Source organism: Cryobacterium sp. Hz9, from assembly GCF_004402825.1.
GTDB classification, from domain to species: domain Bacteria; phylum Actinomycetota; class Actinomycetes; order Actinomycetales; family Microbacteriaceae; genus Cryobacterium; species Cryobacterium gelidum.
Map to the genome: position 1 here is coordinate 276,772 of NZ_SOFC01000008.1, position 17,711 is coordinate 294,482.

Below are 17,711 nucleotides of genomic sequence, written 5' to 3' on the forward strand. Positions count from 1 at the left end.
TTTCCCGGCTCGGGAACCTTCTCCGGACTAGTACGTCCAGACCCGCATGAAAATGGTGGGTCCCTCTGATTTCTTCCCGATGATCCAGGTCGGGATGGTCCCAGTACTCTGCTTCACGGTGGGCGGCGTTCTACTGTGTGGGCGGCCTAACCGGGTGTGGCGCCGCGATCCTGGTGCGGATGAGCATGTCGTCGAGGTTAGGCAAGGCGTGGCTGAGCTCGTGTTCGGCGTAGTGGACGATCGCTTCCGCCTCGGCCAGGGTGTTGCTTGCCGCGACCTGGACGACGGCAGCGCCCTGGAGCCGGTGGCCGACCCAGCGCAGTTGCAGCCGGGAGACGGCAAGTACGCCGGGGGTGCGCTCGAGAGCGTGTCCGGCGCGTTCGACGAGCTCTGGTTCGATGCCGTCCATCAGTCGACGCCCGATGGAGCGGACGGTTCCCCAGAGCAGCACGATAATAGCGGCCGAGATGATGAGACCGACGATGGGGTCGGCCAGTGGGAAGCCGAGCATCACCCCGATGGCCCCGACCACGACCGCGAGGGACGTGAAGCCGTCGGTGCGGGCGTGGACGCCGTCGGCGACCAGGGCAGCGGAGCCGATTTTCTGCCCGACCCGGATGCGATAGACGGCGACAACTTCGTTGCCGATGAAGCCGATCACTCCGGCGGCAAGCACCCAGCCCAGGTTATGTAACGGCTGGGGATTGAAGATGCGGTCGATCGACTGCCAGGCAGCGAGAATCGCAGACAGCGCGACGACGGCGATGATGAACAGGCCGGCAAGGTCCTCGGCACGGCCGAAACCGTAGGTGTAGCGGCGCGTCGCGGCGCGGCGGCCGAGGAGGAACGCGATCCACAGCGGGACGGCGGTGAGAGCGTCGGAGAAATTGTGGATGGTGTCTGCCAGCAGCGCGACGGAGCCACTGATCAGAACAACGGCCAGCTGGAGGGCGGTGGTGGCGAGCAGGATGAACATGCTGATCTTCAGCGCCCGAATACCCTCCTTGCTTGCCTCCAGCGCGTCGTCGATCGAGTCCGCCGCGTCATGGGAGTGCGGCACGAACAACCCATAGAAGAATCCCTTGATCCCGGTCGGGTGGCTGTGATGGTTCGACCCGTGGTCGTGATCGTTATTGTGATTGTGATCGTGATTGTGATTGTGATTGTGATTGTGATTGTGATTGTGATCGTGATCGTGATCGTGATCACCGTGCAGGTGCTCATGCCCGTGAGTCTGGGCACGTTCCGCCTCCTGCGCGGCGCTGTGGCCGTGGGCGCCGGTGGGTGCCGCGGCGTGCGGGTGGTCGTTGGTGTGGGGGCTGTTCATGATCCCTCGTTTGTCTGGTGGTGGTGGTGGTGGCGGGGGGTGCCGCCGAGGGAGTGCTCGGCCTGGAAGATCGCGTCAGCGACCAATTGAGATGCGTGCTCGTTCTCGAGCTGGTAGAAAACCCGCTGTCCCTCCTGCCTCGTCGTGACTATCCGGCCCATACGCAGCTTGGCCAGATGTTGGGAGACCGCTGCCGGGGACTTGTCGACGATGTCTGCCAGATGGTTCACCGACAACTCTCCGTCGCGTAACGCCAGGATGAGGCGCACGCGGGTCGCGTCGGCGAGCATCGTGAAAACCTCGACTGCGAGTTCGACGAACTGACTGTCCGGTCCCCGACCACAAGTGTGCTTATCTGCATCCATATGCAGATACTTTCATGTCGTGGTCGGAAGTGCAACTTGGACGCAGATCGCTATCGAGCGAATGGTGGGTGACGTGCGTGCTCAGAATTCGACTCGAGCGCGATCGCAATCCGGGGGTCGCCACTCGACGACCGGCCCTCGTCCGGTCTACACGTCATCATGCGGTTAGACCGGCGGCAGCGTGAACGGGCCAGCGTCGGGTCGTTTGGGCAGCACGTGGTCACCGGAGGACTGATGACGTACCCGGCGCAGTACCCAAGGCACGAGGTATTCCCGCGCCCAGGCCAGGTCTTCTGTGCGAGCCTGGCGCCAGTTGGTGCCGGGCATCGGCTCAGGTTCGCTCGGCGCGAGTGAATTGTGCACGTTGAGGGTGTCCAGAACCATGCGTGCCACGGTGTGGTGCCCGAGCGCATTCAGGTGCAGCCGGTCGGGCGCCCACATCCGCGGGTCTCGAATTTCGGTCAGCTGCCACATATCGGCCACGATGCAGTCGTACTTCGTGGCAATGGCCCGCAGATTCTCGTTGTAGATCGCGACCTTGCCGCGGATGCTGCGAAAAACGGGGGAGAATCCCAGGTCGGCTCCCGTGAACAGCACCACCGTCGCGCCGTCCTGACGCAGCTGCGAAATGGCTGCATCGCAGCGTGCGGCTATGAAATCCGGGTCGGCACCGGGCCGGATCACGTCGTTGCCGCCGGCCGAGAAGGTGATCAGGTCCGGGCGCAGGGCCAGGGCCGGCTTGATCTGTTCCTCGGCAATCTGGCCAATGAGTTTGCCGCGCACGGCCAGGTTGGCGTAGGCGAAATCCTCGGTACCGTCGCTCAAGATCTCGGCCACCCGATCGGCCCAGCCCCGGTGCCCGCCGGGACTCTTCTGTTCGGGATCGCCGATGCCCTCGGTGAACGAATCGCCGATGGCGACGTAACGCGACCATGGATGCTGTTGCTTCGTCATCGATCCATTCTGACGGAACACCCAGTCTTCAGCCGAACCCACCCGTGCGAACGCGAACGTCGGTGGGCTTTGGTAGATTTGTCAGACGTGAATACTCCATCGGTTTTTGGTCCCGCACAGGGAACGAGTGCAGCCGAACACCTGTCTCCGTCCTTTCCCGAACGCGCCGCGTGGGGTACCGCCGGCAAGTTGCGCGCCTGGCAGGCCGAGGCGCTCGAAGCGTACTTTGTGCACGAACCTCGCGATTTTCTGGCCGCGGCCACGCCGGGCGCGGGCAAGACAACTTTCGCCCTGCGACTGGCAGCCGAGCTGCGCTCCAGGCGAACCATCGACCGCATCACCGTCGTTGCCCCCACCGAGCATCTCAAGAACCAGTGGGCAGATGCCGCGGCACGCGCGGGCATCCGTCTGGATCCCATGTTCAAGAACGCCGACCGCAGTTACGGCAGCCACTACCACGGGGTTGTCGTCACCTACGCCCAGGTCGCCGCGCGCGCCGCTCTACACAAGCAGCTCACCGAGTCGAGCCGCACCCTCGTCATTCTCGACGAGATCCACCACGGGGGAGACGCCCTGAGCTGGGGCGATGCGATCCGCGAGGCCTTCGGCCCGGCCACCCGCCGGTTGTCGCTGACCGGTACCCCGTTCCGCTCCGACACCTCGCCGATTCCCTTCGTCAGCTATCTCCCCGACAAACAGGGCATCCGCATGTCGCAGAGCGATTACGCCTACGGCTACGGCCGTGCCCTCGCCGATGGCGTGGTGCGCCCGGTGATGTTCATGGTCTACGCCGGGCACATGAAGTGGCGCACCCGGGCCGGTGACGAGATGGAAGCCAAACTCGGCGAGGGCAACACCAAGGACATCACGAGCCAGGCTTGGCGCACCGCGCTCGAGCCCAGCGGGCAATGGATTCCCTCTGTGCTGCGTGCCGCTAACTCCCGACTGACCGAAGTACGCCACGGTATTCCGGATGCCGGTGGTCTCGTCATTGCCACCGACCAGACCACCGCACGCGCCTACGCGGTCATTCTCGAAGACATCTGCGGTGAACCCGTCACGATCGTGCTCTCCGACGAGAAGGAGGCGAGCGACCGGATCGATGAGTTCTCCAAAAATACCCGTCGCTGGATGGTTGCTGTACGCATGGTGTCGGAGGGCGTGGACGTGCCACGCCTCGCTGTCGGCGTGTACGCGACGAGCGCGGCCACCCCGCTCTACTTCGCCCAGGCCATCGGCCGGTTCGTGCGAGCTCGCCGGCGTGGTGAGACGGCATCCATTTTTCTGCCGAACGTTCCCGGCCTGCTCAGCCTCGCCAACGCACTCGAACTCGAACGCGATCACGCCCTCGACCGCAGCAACCGTGAAGACGGCGACGACGGCATGTACAACCCCGAAGACGCCATGGTCGCGGCCGCGAACAAGGAAGACAAGGCCTCCGACGACCTCGGCCAAGACGATGTCACCTGGCAGGCGCTCGACTCCCAGGCGACCTTCGACATGGTCATGTTTGACGGTGACGAGTTCGGGGAACTCGCCGAACCTGGCACAGATGAAGAATTCGATTTCATCGGAATCCCGGGCCTGCTCGAGCCGGAACAGGTCTCCGAACTGTTGCGTCAGCGTCAATCGAGGCAGTCCAAGCGGTCAACCGACAGGCGTAAAGACCCGGTGAGCGGTGAAATCGCCCCACTTGAGCCACCACCCCTGTACCGCACACTCAAGGAACAGCGCACTCTGCTGTCGAGCCTTGTGGGCATGTGGTCGAAACTCGCCAATGAACCGCACGGCATGATCCACTCCGAGCTTCGCCGGCTGTGCGGCGGCCCGGCCGTCGCCCAGGCTAGCGTCACCCAGCTGCAGATGCGCATCGACCTGCTCCGCCGCAGGCTCGGCCGTAGCTAGGCCGACGGCGACACGGTTTGCCGAACGGTCCCGGCACCCACCGGCACCCGGGCGACCAGGAGAGCGGTCACGAGGTCATCCATGAGGTCATCCACGTGTTCCAGCCCGATGGAGATACGCACGATGCCGGCGGCTGGCCGTGCCTCGGCCGCGACCGGCCGGTGGGTGAGGGACGCCGGATGCTGCACAAGGGAGTCCACACCGCCCAGAGACACGGCGTGGGTAATCAGCCGAAGCGCCTCGGTGAAGCGCAGGGCCGCCGCGTAGCCGCCGAGATCCAGTGCCAGAAGCGAACCCGCGCCGGAACACTGCCGCCCGATCAAGCTCTGGGGATCCTGCCCGGGCAGACCAGGGTAGAGCACGCGCACCAGCGCTGGGTGGCCCGCCAGCCGAGTCGCCACCTCGGCCGCCGTTGCCTGCTGAGCCGCGACCCGCACCGGCAGGGTCCGCAATCCGCGGTGCAGCAAATAGGCATTGAACGGCGAGAGCAAACCACCGGTCAGAGCGCGCACCTGGCGCAGACGCACCATCCACTCCCGCGGTCCCGAGACCGTCCCGCCCATCGCGTCGCCGTGTCCGCCGAGAAATTTGGTCGCGCTGTGCAGCACCAGCGTGGCGCCCGATTCAAGCGGGCGTTGCAACACCGGGGTGGCGAAAGTGTTGTCGACCAAAACCGGGATGGCTCCGGCAGCGTGCACGACCGCCCGAATGTCGGTCAGTTCGAGGGTGGGGTTGGCCGGCGTTTCCAGAATCACCAGGCCCGTATTCGGACGGATGGCCGCCGTCACGCCGGCCAGATCGGTCCAGGTGACCGTCGTGCCAAGGAGCCCGCTGCTCAGGACGTGGTCGGTTCCGCCATACAGGGGCCGCAAGGCGACGATATGCGGTTTGCCAGCGGTCACCGTCGCGATCAGAGTCGCTGTCAGGGCGGCCATCCCGGTGGCGAAAGCCACCGTGCCCTCAGCCTGCTCCAACGTTGCGAGAGCAGTTTCAAACCGGGCGACGCCGGGCTGCCACAGGCGCTGGTACACCGCAGAGTCCCCGGGTTCAGGAGTTCCCCCGGTGGCGAGATTCTCGTACGACTCACCGCCGGACTCGACGCCGCGCAGCGGATTGGTAGTCGATAGGTCGATTCCTGGAACGTGGATACCGGCCTCGGTGAGGCCATCCATTCCAGCATGCACGGCAAGGGTTTCAATGTGTGACACCAGTGGCAACATGTGCTCACGAAAACAGATTCTGTGCCCTCGCGCAAGTGGCGCTGCAGACCCTTGCAAAGGTTTATTTAGAATCGCATAAACTCCTTGGTAACGAGGGAGTCTCTTGATGGAATCGAAGAAGCCGGAACTTGACCGGGTTGACCGTGCACTGCTGCGTGCCTTGTCGGTCAATGCCCGGGCCTCAGGGGCAGCTCTGGCGAACGAAATCGGCGTCGCCGAGTCCACGGTCTCCCTACGCCTCCGCCGGTTGCAGCAGCTCGGCCACATTCGTGGCTACCGGGCCAATATCGATCTGGCCGCGCTCGGCGCAAGTTTGCAGGCACTCATCTCGGTGCGGCTGGTCAAGCACGCCCGGGTGCAGATCGACGACTTTCGGAACGCCGCCCCGCACTGGCCCGGCGTGATCGGGCTGTTCCACACCGCGGGCGCCGACGACTACTTGCTGCACGTGGCCGCAGCGGATGCGTCTCACCTGCGTGACTTTGTGTTGGAACACCTGGCGGAGCATCCGGCCGTCGCTCACACCGAGACGAACCTGATCTTTGAGTATGTCGACGGTGACGGCTGGCAGGACCTGGTCAAATAGGGCGCCATCGACCGGCTCCGGCCGGTCGATGGCATCCCTTAAAACAAGAATGCCTCCCGCCGAAGCGGAAGGCATTCTTCGCAAGCACTATTTAGAGGGCGCGGATGTTCTCGGCCTGAGGACCCTTGGGGCCCTGGGTTACCTCGAACTCGACCTTCTGGTTTTCATCGAGGGACTTGTAACCGTTCGACGCGATCGCGGAGTAGTGCGCGAAAACATCGGCGCTTCCGTCGTCGGGTGCAATAAAGCCGAAGCCCTTTTCAGCGTTGAACCATTTCACGGTACCTGTTGCCATTTGTAAAACTCCTCCAGGAGTGTTAGACCGGCCCCGACTGTCGGGACCGTTCGTCGCGGTATTCGTCGTCCGCTTCCGAAAGGAATGTGGCGCACTAGCTGCAATCCAGATGAATCACAATCAGTGCGTTTAAGACGTGCAAGCACTACAACTTCGTGTCTAACACTAGCCCACAAGTCTGGATGGTTTCGGGATTCTCAACGTTTTTTACCGGAAAACGTCACGTTGTGCGCAAATAACTGGTGAACGCCGGGTCTATCAGTGCTCTGCGCGCGTTCATGGAGATTCCCGGGTGACCGGAAAATCTGCTCATTCGGCTGTGACGAAGTCGATCAGGTGTTCCACTCGGCCCAGAAGTTGCGGTTCGAGATCGGCGAACGTGCGCACCTGGCCCAGAATGCGTTGCCAGGCCCGCGCGATGTCGGCCTGCTCCTCGTGCGGCCAGCCGAGCACGTCGCAGATGCCGTGTTTCCACTCGATACTCCGCGGGACCTCCGGCCAGGCGCTCAGGCCGACGCGAGCGGGCTTGACCGATTGCCACACGTCGACGAACGGATGCCCCACCACGAGCACGCTCGCGGCGAACGGTCCGCGCGCCACAGCCTCGGCAATACGGCTCTCCTTGGAGCCGGGCACAAGGTGGTCAACCAGTACTCCCACCCGGCGACCGACGTCCGGGCGAAAGTTGCGCAGGATTGCGTCCAGGTTATCGACGCCCTCGATGTATTCCACGACAACCCCTTCGATGCGCAAGTCAGCACCCCAGACCTTTTCGACCAGTTCGGCATCGTGACGTCCCTCGACGAAGATGCGACTGGCGCGCGCGACCCTGGCAGGCGCGTTGGGCATGGCCGTCGAGCCGGAGGCCGTACGTGCCCGGCCCAGGGCGGCGGCCATGGTCGGGGCAATCAGAGTCACGGGGCGGCCGTCGATCAGAAAACCGGAGCCGAGCGGGAACAGTCGCAGCTTGCCGTGCCGATCTTCCAGCGTGACAATTTTCTTCTCCACCCGCAGAACGGCACCGCAGAATCCGGTGGCGATTTCTTCGACGACAAGGTCACGCGTCGCTTCCTGCGTCGGAATGATGATGCGACCGGCGTCACGCCAGCCGGGGAGGAGCACGTCTGCACTGTATCGATCGTCCATTGCATCGACGCTAGCCGAGAACGCGTGGATCCCGTCCACCGGCCACGGTATTCTGGGGCTATGTGTGGTCGATTCATCATTACCGATACGGCGCCCGATCTGGCTGCCATGTTCGATGTCGAGCACGAGGGGGAAAACCTGCCAGAGCCGTCGTGGAACATACGACCGACCGAGCAGATTCCGATCGTGCTCGAATCCGCGAGGACCGACCCGGCCGTGCGCCGGTTGGAATCGGCCCGCTGGTCGTTGATTCCCTCGTTTGCGACAGAACCGACCTCGAAATTTCCGACTTTCAATGCTCGGGCAGAAAGCGCCGCCGAGAAACCGACCTTCAAGTCTTCCGTGCGTTCACGCCGGGCCCTTGTTCCGGCAACGGGTTATTTTGAATGGCACACCGAGGGCACCGTGAAGACGCCGTTCTTTATCCACTCGGACGATGGCCTGCCGCTCGCCTTCGCCGGCCTGTATTCCTGGTGGAAGAATCCTGCGGCAGTGGAAAATGATCCGGCGCGCTGGGTACTGTCTGCCACCATCCTGACGACGGACGCCCAGGGTCCGCTCGCGCAGATTCACGATCGCACGCCCGTTGCCCTGCCGGAAGAGTGGTGGGACCACTGGTTGGACCCGGCCACCGAGGGCGACCAGGCCCTCGTCGATGCCGCTGTCGCAGCCTCTCGAATAGTCGTGGAATCCCTCAATTTCCACGAAGTCGCCCCGATGACCGGGAACGGCCCCGAACTGATCGAACCGATCAACAACGATTCGATGTAATGGCACCGGACCCTAACCGGTACGCTCGAATCAGTACGAATGATCAGTACGCTCAAATCAGTGACTGGCGAAATTACGCGGGCGCTGCCGTGAAAGGACCACCCATGAACATTGTCGCCTTCGTCGTCGCCTTTGCGATCTTTGTTTTCGGTTTTTGGCTGTTCGGCCTGGCTTTTTCGGTCACGGCCCTGATGGCACCGATTTTCATCGGCGGAATCCTCTGCGTGTCCGTGGCCATGGCGATTCCGTTCCACCTGCTCCGCAACTGAACCACGACCTGCTTGCCTGAGCGCGCCGGCCGCGCTACTCAATGCAGCAAACCGGCTACGAGGTTGATCAGCGTGGCTAAAATCACCGATCCGAACGGAAATGACAGCAAGGCGTGCCGCAGGGCTGCCATCCGGATTGCGTGATTTCGGATACTCGTGTCCGAGACCTGATAGGTCATGCCGATCGTGAAGGCCAGATAGGCGAAATCGCTGTACCGCGGCGGTTCGGGCTGATTGAAATCGATGCCACCGGGTGAGTCGCTGTAGTACAGCGACGCGTAGCGCAGGGTGAACAGGGTGTGCACCAGAATCCAGGACAGCGCAACACTGACGATGGCCACTCCGGCCAGCAGGCCGCGCTGCGACCCCGGGGTTGCGTTGGTACCCAGGAGCAGTACGACGATGGCACCGAGGCTTGCCAGCCCGGCGAGAAGGAGGAGGAATTCCGAGACGCCTCTTGAGGGATCCTCGCGGGTAGCATGGCTGGCCGTCGTATCCGCATCCTGGCGACCGACGACGATCCAGACCCAGCCGATATAGGTCACACAAGCGGCCGCCCAGCCGAGGATTACCGCGAGGCTCCAATCACCCCGAACATTGGCCGCCACAGCGACGGCAATTCCGACGACGAGCATGACGATCAGCCGGGTGCTGTACCGGTGCAGGTGCGCGAGTCTCAGGGTCACAGGCTGATCGTGGCACAGAATAGGCCGGTCAATCACACCGGGCACCCTCGGCGCGGTGTCAGAATCGCGCGGTAACATGATCTTTCGGTCGTTTTCGCAGCGATTGCCTACGAACACGGAAAGGTCCCGCCCAGGATGCAAGACAGCCCGGCCGCATCCACCCCCTATGAGGTCCTCGGCGTGAGCCCGAGCGCGACCGACGATGAGCTACGACGCGCCTACCGATTGCTGCTGCGTCAAACCCACCCCGACGTCGGCGGCAACGCGACCAAATTCCACGCTCTGCAGCTAGCCTGGGAACGCATTGGCAACCCCGAGAACCGGGCTGCCTACGATCGTCGACGCTTTGACAACACCGAACCGAGTGTCGCAAGGGATGCCTACGCGGCTCCCTCCGCCCGCGGCCCCGCAACCAAGTCCAGCCTGAAAACCCGCATGCACGGCCACCCCGGCGGCCAGGCGCGGCTGAGATACCTCGATCTCGTACGCGAATGGGCGGGCCGCGGCACGGTGATCGACGATCCGTACGCCCCTGCTCTCATTCGCAGCGCGCCGAAACTCGTGCGCCACTGCCTCGCCAAAGCTCTCGCCGAGGAGGCCGCTGCCCAGCTCGTGGCCAACCTGGGCATCGGATTCACCGCCTGGCACGACATCGACACCGGCGGCCAGACCGACAAGCTCGACCACATCATCCTCGGCCCGGCCGGATTGTTCGGCATACTATCCGAGGACTGGGGCGGATCGGTGCAGCTGCGCCGCGGCGAACTGGTCGGTGACGACCTGCCCGACGAGGATCGCCCCATCCACCGGTTCGACGACGCCGCCCGAATGATCACCCGTGGCCTCAAGGTGCGATTCACGGCGCTCATTGTCGTACTGCCAGATGGGGCCCTCGACGAGCCCATGTCGCTGCCCAAACGCGGCCGACGACCGATGATCATCGTGATTCCGCGCTCGCGCCTCGTCGGGGTGCTCCGCGACGGGCTGGCCGGCATGGAACGTGGCAGTTTTGAAAAAGTCTTCGAGCTGCGCAGCACCCTGCAGAACGGCATCCGATTCGTCACTACCTAGGCGATCCGTGATTACGAGCGCAGCGCCAGCTTGTCGACCCAATAGCGCAGAAAAGTCGCCCCGGCTTCATCGTGAATCTGGTCACCGATCACGATGACCGGGTACGGTCGGTCCAGAATCCCATCGGATGGCCGCACATCCACATGGGACACGTCGTAACCAGCCTCGTGCAGGTGGTCGGCCATTCGGTAGTCGCTGCGCGAATCGCCCACGGATCGCCACAGCCGGGGCAACGGGCCGCTCTGCGCGAAGTAGGCGAGGGCTCGCCTGGCAGCGTGGTCCTTGTCCAGCGTGACCGATTCGATATCGGTCGAGATGATCGTGGCATCGAGCCGATACGGGATTTGACCAGAGGCGTCGGGCGATTGGTGATCGTCGAACCGCACACCGAGCCCGTGTTTCACCAAGATGGCAAAAGCAGCCGTGTTGAACGCGGGTTGGCGGGCACGAAAGTCGGCCGCGCTGACGTCGGTGCGCTGCTCGACCGAGATCATGGCCTGCTTGGTCTCGTCGAAGAACATCTCGTTCGCAAACGACTCCATGACCAGCTGGCGTACGTCGTCGATGACCGCCGGCGTCAGCGCGAGCACCCGATCGACCACCACATCGCCCATACCGTCCGGCCCGATCGGAAACCACACCGCGCCCTTCTCGCACACCCCATACATGCGAAAGTTCTCGGGCAGCCCCGCGAGCACGAGCGGGGCGACAACCTGCTCGCGGATAAAGTCCGCTGACCGCCCGGTGATGAACGCGATCGGCACCTGCCCGGCCGCAAGGGTGATCAGGTCGGTCAGAATGCTCGGTGTTGCGATGGTGCGCGTGATCGGGCTCGCGATCGGACCATCGACGTCGAGGAGCAATCCCAGCGGGGACACAGGCGTAGGCATTTCGTCATTCTCCCATAACCGTCGGCATGGAATCAGGCAACGGTGAGAGGCGGATGCTGCGCCCACTCAGCCGAGCGCCTATCCTTGTCCGAAGATGATTACGCGACGAGAAGCAGCACTGCGCCTGGATATTCCGCTGGAAATGGCGGCACGCCACGGTATTCCCTCACGCCTCAGCGAGGGCCAGCTCGCCAAACTCGAGGCAGAAGCGCCGGTGTGGCTGCTGCAGTCGCGCGCCAATCGCACCGGCAAGAAACCGGTGTGGGTGCAACTCACCTGCACGATCTGTGGGTATACCGAAGCCGTGCGCCCGAAGAAATGGTGGCCGACGTTCACCTATATCAGTTGCTCGAACCATGGCTTCGATGAGCTGCCTGAGCCAGCCGCCGGATTTGGCCGCACCGAGTGCGACGGGATCGGCAGTCAATTCATTGGAATCACCGACGAGGCACCTGGCCAGAGCGAACCCGTCTGATCCCCTTCCGGCACCTGAAAGTACGCTGATCTCGCCACCGAGGCGCACGCCCGAGGCGTACGATCATTGTATGAATCCGAATGCACCAAGGCGTTGATCATGTCTCGCAATTCTCTCAAATGGCTCCCCGCCGTCGTCGTACCGGCGGTCGTGGTCGCCGCGGTCATCGCCGTGCCGTTCCAGGCCGGTGCCGCCGTCGATCTACCCGATAAAACGCCCGAACAGGTTCTCCTCCTGGTGCACGACAGCACGGTGTCGACCTTCTCCGGTACGGTCTCCCAATCGTCCGATCTCGGTCTCCCCGCGCTGGATCTCAGCGCGGGCATGACCAAATCCATGCAGAAATCAATGACCGAGTCCAGGCCGGAAGGCGCGGCCTCCTCCGTCTCGGGAGCGTCCACCATCGGAGCACTGAGCACGGCACTCGACTTGCTCAGCGGCTCCCACGAGTTCCGGGTGTATGCCGGTGGCGAAAGCCAGTCTCGCGTACAGATCAAGGACCGCATGGCTGAGCGTGACGTGGTGCAGAACGGGAGCGATGTGTGGCTGTACGACTCGAGCAGCAACGCAGCGACACACTTGAGCGTGCCGGCCGATCTCGCTGCTACCGCCGAGTCGGAGTTCGCCGCGCTAAAGTCGCAACTCCCCACCGACCTCTCGACCCCGGCGCAGCTCGCCGAGCGTTTTCTCAGCGAGCTGGACCCGAGTACGACGGTGTCGGTCGGCACGGACGCCCGCGTCGCTGGACGCAGTGTGTACCAGTTGGTGCTCACGCCGAAAGCAACTGACAGCCTCGTCGCATCCGTTTCCATCGCGGTCGACTCTGAGACCGGCCTGCCGGTCCAGGTGGTCGTGATGGCCGAGGGTCAGAGCGCACCGGCGCTGCAGGTCGGCTTCACTGCTATTGATTTTGCCGCTCCCGACGCCGACCGGTTCGATTTCGTGCCGCCGGCCAACGCCACGGTGACGGAGCAGGCCCTTCCGGACCTGCCCGACCGCGCTACCGGTGACCACACGGGCGCGCAACGTCCGACAGCGGCAGAACTGCCCCGGATCACGGGAAGCGGTTGGTCCAGCATCGTCGAGGTGCCCGCGGCCGCCGTACCGGCCGAGCTCGGCAACAACCCCCTGATCGACCAGCTGACCAATGGTGTCGAAAAAGGTCGCGCCCTGACAACGTCCCTCATGACGGTGTTCCTGGCCGCGGACGGGCGGATGTTCGCCGGCGCGGTTCCGCTCGCCCAACTCCAGGCCGCCGCAGAGTGATCGTCACCGCAGTGACGCGCACCGCAGTGAGGCGCATCACACTGTGACCGGCGATACCCCGGCTCTCGACCTCGCGATCGAGAGCCGGGGTCTCACCAAGCGGTTTGGCCCGCAAACCGCCGTGAATGGCATCGACCTCGCGGTTCCCCGCGGATCGGTCTTCGGCTTCCTGGGTCCGAACGGTTCGGGCAAGACCACCAGTATCCGCATGTTGCTGGCACTCACTCAGCCGACCAGCGGCACGATCGCCGTGCTCGGCCAAAGCATGCCCGCCCGCCTGCACGAGGTGTTGCCCCAGGTCGGCGCCCTCGTCGAAGGGCCGGCGTTCTATCCCTTTCTTTCCGGTGCGGCAAACCTACGCCGCCTCGACACTGCCGATCGGCATGCGCCGAGCGGCACCCGGCGTGCGCGGGTGCAGCGGGCCCTCGAGCGGGTCGGACTCTCCCATGCGGCCAACAAGAAAGTTCATGCCTACTCCCTCGGCATGAAGCAGCGGCTCGGCATCGCCAACGCCCTGTTGCTCCCGCGGCAGCTGCTCGTACTCGACGAACCCACGAACGGCCTCGACCCCCAGGGTACCCGGGAGGTGCGCAGCCTCGTGCGCTCACTGGCCGCAGAGGGAACGACCGTGTTCGTCTCGAGCCATCTGCTCGCCGAGGTAGAGCAGATGTGCACGCACGCCGCCGTGATGAGTGCCGGCCGCCTCGTCGCCCAGGGCACGCTGGCCGCGCTGCGGCAGGTCGGTGAGACCCGGGTGCGTGTGCGCACGCCGGATGCGCCGGGTGCGATCCGCGTGCTCAGCCACCTGGGGCTGGAGCCCGCGCGCAGCGTGCTCGATGATGCTGACCCGGTCGTGGTCGCGCCGCTCGTCGGTAGCCACTGGCAGCCCGAGGCCATCGTGACGGCGCTCGTCGCCGGCGGGGTGCGTATCCGCGGCTTCGCCATCGAGGAACCGAGCCTCGAAGAACGCTTTGTCGCACTGACCGGGGAGGGTTTTGATGTCGTCCAGTGATGTTCTGCCAGCGGCCAGCCGCAGCGATATCCCGGTGCGCCGCGGGGGCGGGTGGGACCTGCTCGGTTCCGAAATCTCCGTGCTGTTTCGCCGCCGCCGGACCTGGGCCATGTTGGTCGCAGTAGCGCTGATCCCGGTACTGCTCGCCGTCGCCGTTCGTCTGTCGTCCTCCACGCTGGCGCCGGGGCAGGGGCCGCCGTTTCTCGATCGGGTGACCCAGAACGGCCTGTTCGTCGGCTTCACCGCGATGGTCGTCGCCATCCCCCTGTTCCTGCCGCTCACCATCGGTGTGGTGGCCGGAGACACGATCGCCGGGGAAGCCGGCCTCGGTACCCTGCGCTACCTGCTCGTGGCGCCAGCCGGCCGGGTACGGCTGTTATTGGTCAAGTACGCGGGCGCGGCTCTGTTCTGCCTCGTAGCGACGCTGACCCTCACCGTCTCGGGTGCGCTCATCGGGGCAGCCCTGTTTCCGGTTGGACCGGTCACGCTCTTGTCGGGCGACACCATCAGCGTGACCGAGTCGCTGTTGCGTTCGCTGCTGGTGGCCGCCTATGTCACCGTATCCTTGCTCGGCTTGTCGATGATCGGGGTGTTCATTTCTACCCTCACCGATGTTCCCGTGGGGGCTATGGCGGCGACGATCGTGGTCTCGGTCGTCGCGCAGATCCTCGATGTCATTCCGCAACTATCCTGGCTGCATCCGTGGCTGTTCAGCCACTACTGGCTCGGTTTCGCTGACCTGCTCCGGCAACCACTCGACCTCAGCTCGTTCGGCCAGAACGCGATCGTGCAGGTCTGTTACCTGGCAGTTTTCGGGGCGTTGGCGTACAGCAGGTTTGTGACCAAGGACATTTTGTCCTGACCATCGACCCGAGGACAGAACGCTGGCTTAACGAGACAAGGCCGGATCCAAAGGATCCGGCCTTGTGAACTGTCTCAACCAGTCCTCGTTGATCTCCCGAAAGAAATCTCCGTGTCCGAGATGGGAATTGAACCCACACGCCCTTAACGGGCACTGGCACCTCAAGCCAGCGCGTCTACCAATTCCGCCACCCGGACTGGGTGAAACGGCCTCCGGATGAACCGGCTGCCGAGGTAATAACTTAGCACGGATTACAACCCCGGTTGTGTCACCGCCCACGGCACCGACGGGTAGCGTTTGATCATGGCTTCCTTTTTGAACGTACCCCCGGCCTCGAGTTCCGCTGATTCAGCGGGTACCCCAACCGTAGACGTCCGTCAGAAACTCGACCGGACCGCCGAAATCGCGCGTGATCTCATCCGTTTCGACACGACGAACTACGGGGAGGGCCGTTCCAACGGCGAAACGGATGCCGCCGAGTACGTTGCTGGGAAGCTGCGGGCCCTCGGCCTCGCGCCCGAACTGTTCGATTCGCAACCCGGTCGTACCAGCGTCGTCGCGCGGGTTCAGGGGCGGGGGTCGACCCGCGACGCGCTCGTCGTACACGGCCACCTCGACGTCGTTCCGGCCGACCCGACAAACTGGAGCGTTGATCCGTTCGCTGGCGTCATCAAGGACGGCCTGCTGTGGGGTCGCGGGGCTGTTGACATGAAGAACATGGATGCGATGATCCTCGCCTCCCTCGAAGACATCATCGGATCCGGCGGAGCGCCGGAGCGCGACCTCGTCGTCGCGTTTTTCGCCGACGAGGAGGCGGGCGGTGTGCTCGGATCGCACTTTCTCGTCAACGAGCATCCCCACCTGTTCGATGGCGCGACCGAAGCCATCAGCGAGGTCGGCGGGTACTCGATCACCCTCGGCGGCAAACGTGCCTACCTGCTGCAAACCGGTGAAAAGGCGCTGATCTGGGTCAAACTGGTCGCGCGCGGCGACGCCGGGCATGGCTCCCGCATCCACCCGAACAACGCCGTCACCCGGCTCGCCGAGGCCGTGGCGAAACTGGGTCGATACGAATGGCCGATTCGGCTGACGGACACGACTGAGCAATTGCTCGGTGAAATTGCCCATATTCTCGGTGTTGACCCGCAGCGGGTCGGCCCCGACGAGCTCGCCCTGGCAACCGGGACGGCCTCCGGCTTCATTCAGGCCAGCCTGCGAACGACAACCAACCCCACCGGCCTGACCGCCGGCTACAAGCACAATGTCATTCCCGACACGGCCGAAGCCCTCATCGATATTCGTTCGCTGCCGGGGGAGGAAGACCTCGTGCTCGCCCAGATTCAAGAGATTGTCGGTTCGGACATCGAAATCGTCACGATGCACCGCGACATCGGCCTCGAGACCGAATTCAAGGGGCCGCTGATCGACGCCGTTGTGAGCACCCTGGAACGCCACGACCCCGGAGCGCCGGTGTTGCCCTACCTGCTGTCCGCAGGAACCGACAACAAGGCACTCAGCACCCTCGGTATCAAGGGCTACGGTTTTGCGCCGCTTCGGCTTCCGACCGACTTGGACTTTCCGGCACTGTTTCACGGAGTGGACGAGCGGGTACCGCTGGACGCATTAGTGTTTGGCAAGCAGGTTTTGACCGATCTGCTGTCAAATTATTGATGCCCCGAGCGTCACGCTCGGCCCATTTGGGGTCGGGTGCCCTGTGAGAAAGCGAAGCCTGTGGACTTTCTGAATGCGATCATCCTGGGCCTGGTTCAGGGATTGACCGAGTTCCTTCCCGTGTCATCGAGTGCGCACATCGCCATCGTCGGCCAGTTTCTCGGCACCGGTGAGGACCCCGGTGCTCGTTTCACGGCCATCACCCAGATCGGCACCGAGACGGCCGTCGTCATCTTCTTCTGGCGTGACATCGTGCGCATCATCGGCCAATGGGCGAAATCGCTCACGGGCCGCGTCCCCCGCACGGATCCCGACGCCCGCCTGGGCTGGCTGATCATCCTCGGTTCACTGCCCATCATCGTTCTCGGTCTGCTGTTCCAGAACCAGATTGAAACCGTGCTGCGCTCGCTTTGGATCACCGCCACCATGCTCATCGTCTTCGGCGTCCTGCTCGGTATTGCCGACCACGTCGGCGCCAAACGGCGCCAATTGCAGGACATCACCGTGGGCCACGGCGCGATCTACGGCTTTGCGCAAGCGCTCGCTTTGATCCCCGGCGTATCGCGGTCGGGCGGCACCATCACCGCCGGGTTGTTCCTCGGCTACGAACGCGCTGCAGCGGCCCGGTACGCCTTCCTGCTGGCGATTCCCGCCGTATTCGGCAGTGGCCTGTACCAGGTCTACAAATCCATCGCCGAGCCCTGCCTGGCCGGCGCGACCACCTGCACCCCCGAAATCTTCGGCCCGATCGAAACGCTCGTGGCGACGGTCGTCGCCTTCGGCGTGGGCCTCGCCGTGATCGCCTTCTTCATGAGTTACATTTCCAAGCGCAGTTTTCTACCGTTCGTGATCTATCGCATCGTCCTGGGCATCGTGCTGTTCGTGCTCCTCGGCACCAACGTCATCTCCGCGTAGCCGACCTGCGAAGCGGTTGCCAAGT

General features: G+C 63.9%; 19 protein-coding genes and 1 tRNA gene. 11 read left to right on the forward strand and 9 right to left on the reverse strand.

Translation table 11 applies throughout. The features are described from left to right. Positions 1 to 130: 130 nt before the first annotated feature. From E3N85_RS03360 to E3N85_RS03370, 3 genes are all read right to left on the reverse strand, one after another. Entirely contained in the window at positions 131 to 1,327 is a 1,197-nt protein-coding gene (locus tag E3N85_RS03360) for a cation diffusion facilitator family transporter (RefSeq protein ID WP_134459324.1), read from the reverse strand. Then, on the reverse strand, positions 1,324 to 1,692 hold the full coding sequence (locus E3N85_RS03365) for a metalloregulator ArsR/SmtB family transcription factor (RefSeq protein WP_134459326.1): 369 nt from the start codon (positions 1,690 to 1,692) through the stop codon (positions 1,324 to 1,326). Before E3N85_RS03365 ends, E3N85_RS03360 begins: the two co-directional genes overlap by 4 nt. A 165-nt stretch (positions 1,693 to 1,857) precedes the next feature. Further along, on the reverse strand, positions 1,858 to 2,646 hold the full coding sequence (locus E3N85_RS03370) for an SGNH/GDSL hydrolase family protein (protein WP_134459328.1): 789 nt from the start codon (positions 2,644 to 2,646) through the stop codon (positions 1,858 to 1,860). A gap of 87 nt (positions 2,647 to 2,733) precedes the next feature. On the opposite strand from E3N85_RS03370, the gene E3N85_RS03375 reads away from it, so the two are divergent. Continuing rightward, positions 2,734 to 4,551 carry a DEAD/DEAH box helicase gene (locus E3N85_RS03375; protein WP_241978275.1) on the forward strand — a complete coding sequence of 606 codons (1,818 nt, stop codon included), beginning with the start codon at positions 2,734 to 2,736 and terminating at the stop codon, positions 4,549 to 4,551. Here the strand turns inward: E3N85_RS03375 and E3N85_RS03380 are convergent. Further along, positions 4,548 to 5,771, reverse strand: a complete 1,224-nt coding sequence (locus tag E3N85_RS03380) for a PLP-dependent aspartate aminotransferase family protein (protein ID WP_134459332.1) — start codon at positions 5,769 to 5,771, stop codon at positions 4,548 to 4,550. The genes E3N85_RS03375 and E3N85_RS03380 overlap by 4 nt on opposite strands. A gap of 106 nt (positions 5,772 to 5,877) precedes the next feature. Here E3N85_RS03380 and E3N85_RS03385 point away from each other — a divergent pair, with 106 nt between their 5' ends. After that, positions 5,878 to 6,357 carry an Lrp/AsnC family transcriptional regulator gene (locus tag E3N85_RS03385; RefSeq protein WP_174722454.1) on the forward strand — a complete coding sequence of 160 codons (480 nt, stop codon included), beginning with the start codon at positions 5,878 to 5,880 and terminating at the stop codon, positions 6,355 to 6,357. Positions 6,358 to 6,448: 91 nt separating this feature from the next. Here the strand turns inward: E3N85_RS03385 and E3N85_RS03390 are convergent, their stop codons facing one another. Continuing rightward, positions 6,449 to 6,652: a cold-shock protein gene (locus tag E3N85_RS03390; RefSeq protein WP_035840308.1), complete on the reverse strand. Its 204-nt coding sequence runs from the start codon at positions 6,650 to 6,652 to the stop codon at positions 6,449 to 6,451. A gap of 309 nt (positions 6,653 to 6,961) precedes the next feature. Beyond that, the gene (locus tag E3N85_RS03395; RefSeq protein ID WP_134459336.1) at positions 6,962 to 7,798 is read right to left on the reverse strand and encodes a DUF3097 domain-containing protein; all 837 of its coding nucleotides are present in this window, start codon (positions 7,796 to 7,798) and stop codon (positions 6,962 to 6,964) included. Positions 7,799 to 7,858: 60 nt separating this feature from the next. Between E3N85_RS03395 and E3N85_RS03400 the strand changes: the two genes are divergently transcribed. Together E3N85_RS03400 and E3N85_RS16185 are read left to right on the forward strand one after the other, a co-directional pair. After that, entirely contained in the window at positions 7,859 to 8,569 is a 711-nt protein-coding gene (locus tag E3N85_RS03400) for an SOS response-associated peptidase (RefSeq protein WP_134459338.1), read from the forward strand. Between the two features lie 104 nt (positions 8,570 to 8,673). After that, on the forward strand, positions 8,674 to 8,838 hold the full coding sequence (locus tag E3N85_RS16185) for a hypothetical protein (protein WP_166783839.1): 165 nt from the start codon (positions 8,674 to 8,676) through the stop codon (positions 8,836 to 8,838). Between the two features lie 38 nt (positions 8,839 to 8,876). Here the strand turns inward: E3N85_RS16185 and E3N85_RS03405 are convergent, their stop codons facing one another. Next, a complete protein-coding gene (locus tag E3N85_RS03405) occupies positions 8,877 to 9,524 on the reverse strand; it encodes a DUF1345 domain-containing protein (RefSeq protein ID WP_241978276.1) in 648 nt (215 codons plus the stop codon). 135 nt (positions 9,525 to 9,659) lie between these two features. Here E3N85_RS03405 and E3N85_RS03410 point away from each other — a divergent pair, with 135 nt between their 5' ends. Continuing rightward, positions 9,660 to 10,595 (forward strand): DnaJ domain-containing protein, encoded by a 936-nt coding sequence (locus tag E3N85_RS03410; RefSeq protein WP_134459340.1) that lies wholly within the window; start codon positions 9,660 to 9,662, stop codon positions 10,593 to 10,595. A gap of 11 nt (positions 10,596 to 10,606) precedes the next feature. Here the strand turns inward: E3N85_RS03410 and E3N85_RS03415 are convergent, their stop codons facing one another. Next, on the reverse strand, positions 10,607 to 11,485 hold the full coding sequence (locus E3N85_RS03415; RefSeq protein ID WP_174722452.1) for a hypothetical protein: 879 nt from the start codon (positions 11,483 to 11,485) through the stop codon (positions 10,607 to 10,609). Positions 11,486 to 11,579: 94 nt separating this feature from the next. Between E3N85_RS03415 and E3N85_RS03420 the strand changes: the two genes are divergently transcribed. From E3N85_RS03420 to E3N85_RS03435, 4 genes are all read left to right on the forward strand, one after another. Further along, positions 11,580 to 11,960 carry a hypothetical protein gene (locus E3N85_RS03420; protein ID WP_134459342.1) on the forward strand — a complete coding sequence of 127 codons (381 nt, stop codon included), beginning with the start codon at positions 11,580 to 11,582 and terminating at the stop codon, positions 11,958 to 11,960. A 99-nt stretch (positions 11,961 to 12,059) separates the two neighbouring features. Next, positions 12,060 to 13,226, forward strand: coding sequence for a sigma-E factor regulatory protein RseB domain-containing protein (locus tag E3N85_RS03425; RefSeq protein ID WP_134459344.1), 1,167 nt, complete (start codon positions 12,060 to 12,062; stop codon positions 13,224 to 13,226). A 43-nt stretch (positions 13,227 to 13,269) separates the two neighbouring features. Then, positions 13,270 to 14,238, forward strand: coding sequence for an ABC transporter ATP-binding protein (locus E3N85_RS03430; protein WP_134459346.1), 969 nt, complete (start codon positions 13,270 to 13,272; stop codon positions 14,236 to 14,238). Then, positions 14,225 to 15,100: an ABC transporter permease gene (locus E3N85_RS03435; RefSeq protein ID WP_134459348.1), complete on the forward strand. Its 876-nt coding sequence runs from the start codon at positions 14,225 to 14,227 to the stop codon at positions 15,098 to 15,100. Before E3N85_RS03430 ends, E3N85_RS03435 begins: the two co-directional genes overlap by 14 nt. Before the next feature lie 112 nt (positions 15,101 to 15,212). On the opposite strand, the gene E3N85_RS03440 is transcribed toward E3N85_RS03435, so the two are convergent. Further along, positions 15,213 to 15,297, reverse strand: a tRNA-Leu gene (locus E3N85_RS03440). A gap of 106 nt (positions 15,298 to 15,403) precedes the next feature. Between E3N85_RS03440 and E3N85_RS03445 the strand changes: the two genes are divergently transcribed. Beyond that, on the forward strand, positions 15,404 to 16,771 hold the full coding sequence (locus E3N85_RS03445) for a M20/M25/M40 family metallo-hydrolase (protein WP_134459350.1): 1,368 nt from the start codon (positions 15,404 to 15,406) through the stop codon (positions 16,769 to 16,771). A gap of 60 nt (positions 16,772 to 16,831) precedes the next feature. Next, the gene (locus E3N85_RS03450) at positions 16,832 to 17,686 is read left to right on the forward strand and encodes an undecaprenyl-diphosphate phosphatase (RefSeq protein WP_134459352.1); all 855 of its coding nucleotides are present in this window, start codon (positions 16,832 to 16,834) and stop codon (positions 17,684 to 17,686) included. The last annotated feature ends 25 nt before the right edge of the window (positions 17,687 to 17,711 follow it).

Excerpts from the sequence above, each read along its gene's own strand:
- E3N85_RS03360 (WP_134459324.1), bottom strand. The coding sequence starts at position 1,327 with ATGAACAGCCCCCACACCAACGACCACCCGCACGCCGCGGCACCCACC.
- E3N85_RS03365 (WP_134459326.1), bottom strand. The coding sequence starts at position 1,692 with ATGGATGCAGATAAGCACACTTGTGGTCGGGGACCGGACAGTCAGTTC.
- E3N85_RS03370 (WP_134459328.1), bottom strand. The coding sequence starts at position 2,646 with ATGACGAAGCAACAGCATCCATGGTCGCGTTACGTCGCCATCGGCGAT.
- E3N85_RS03380 (WP_134459332.1), bottom strand. The coding sequence starts at position 5,771 with ATGTTGCCACTGGTGTCACACATTGAAACCCTTGCCGTGCATGCTGGA.
- E3N85_RS03385 (WP_174722454.1), top strand. The coding sequence starts at position 5,878 with ATGGAATCGAAGAAGCCGGAACTTGACCGGGTTGACCGTGCACTGCTG.
- E3N85_RS03390 (WP_035840308.1), bottom strand. The coding sequence starts at position 6,652 with ATGGCAACAGGTACCGTGAAATGGTTCAACGCTGAAAAGGGCTTCGGC.
- E3N85_RS03395 (WP_134459336.1), bottom strand. The coding sequence starts at position 7,798 with ATGGACGATCGATACAGTGCAGACGTGCTCCTCCCCGGCTGGCGTGAC.
- E3N85_RS03400 (WP_134459338.1), top strand. The coding sequence starts at position 7,859 with ATGTGTGGTCGATTCATCATTACCGATACGGCGCCCGATCTGGCTGCC.
- E3N85_RS16185 (WP_166783839.1), top strand. The coding sequence starts at position 8,674 with ATGAACATTGTCGCCTTCGTCGTCGCCTTTGCGATCTTTGTTTTCGGT.
- E3N85_RS03410 (WP_134459340.1), top strand. The coding sequence starts at position 9,660 with ATGCAAGACAGCCCGGCCGCATCCACCCCCTATGAGGTCCTCGGCGTG.
- E3N85_RS03415 (WP_174722452.1), bottom strand. The coding sequence starts at position 11,485 with ATGCCTACGCCTGTGTCCCCGCTGGGATTGCTCCTCGACGTCGATGGT.
- E3N85_RS03420 (WP_134459342.1), top strand. The coding sequence starts at position 11,580 with ATGATTACGCGACGAGAAGCAGCACTGCGCCTGGATATTCCGCTGGAA.
- E3N85_RS03425 (WP_134459344.1), top strand. The coding sequence starts at position 12,060 with ATGTCTCGCAATTCTCTCAAATGGCTCCCCGCCGTCGTCGTACCGGCG.
- E3N85_RS03435 (WP_134459348.1), top strand. The coding sequence starts at position 14,225 with ATGTCGTCCAGTGATGTTCTGCCAGCGGCCAGCCGCAGCGATATCCCG.
- E3N85_RS03445 (WP_134459350.1), top strand. The coding sequence starts at position 15,404 with ATGGCTTCCTTTTTGAACGTACCCCCGGCCTCGAGTTCCGCTGATTCA.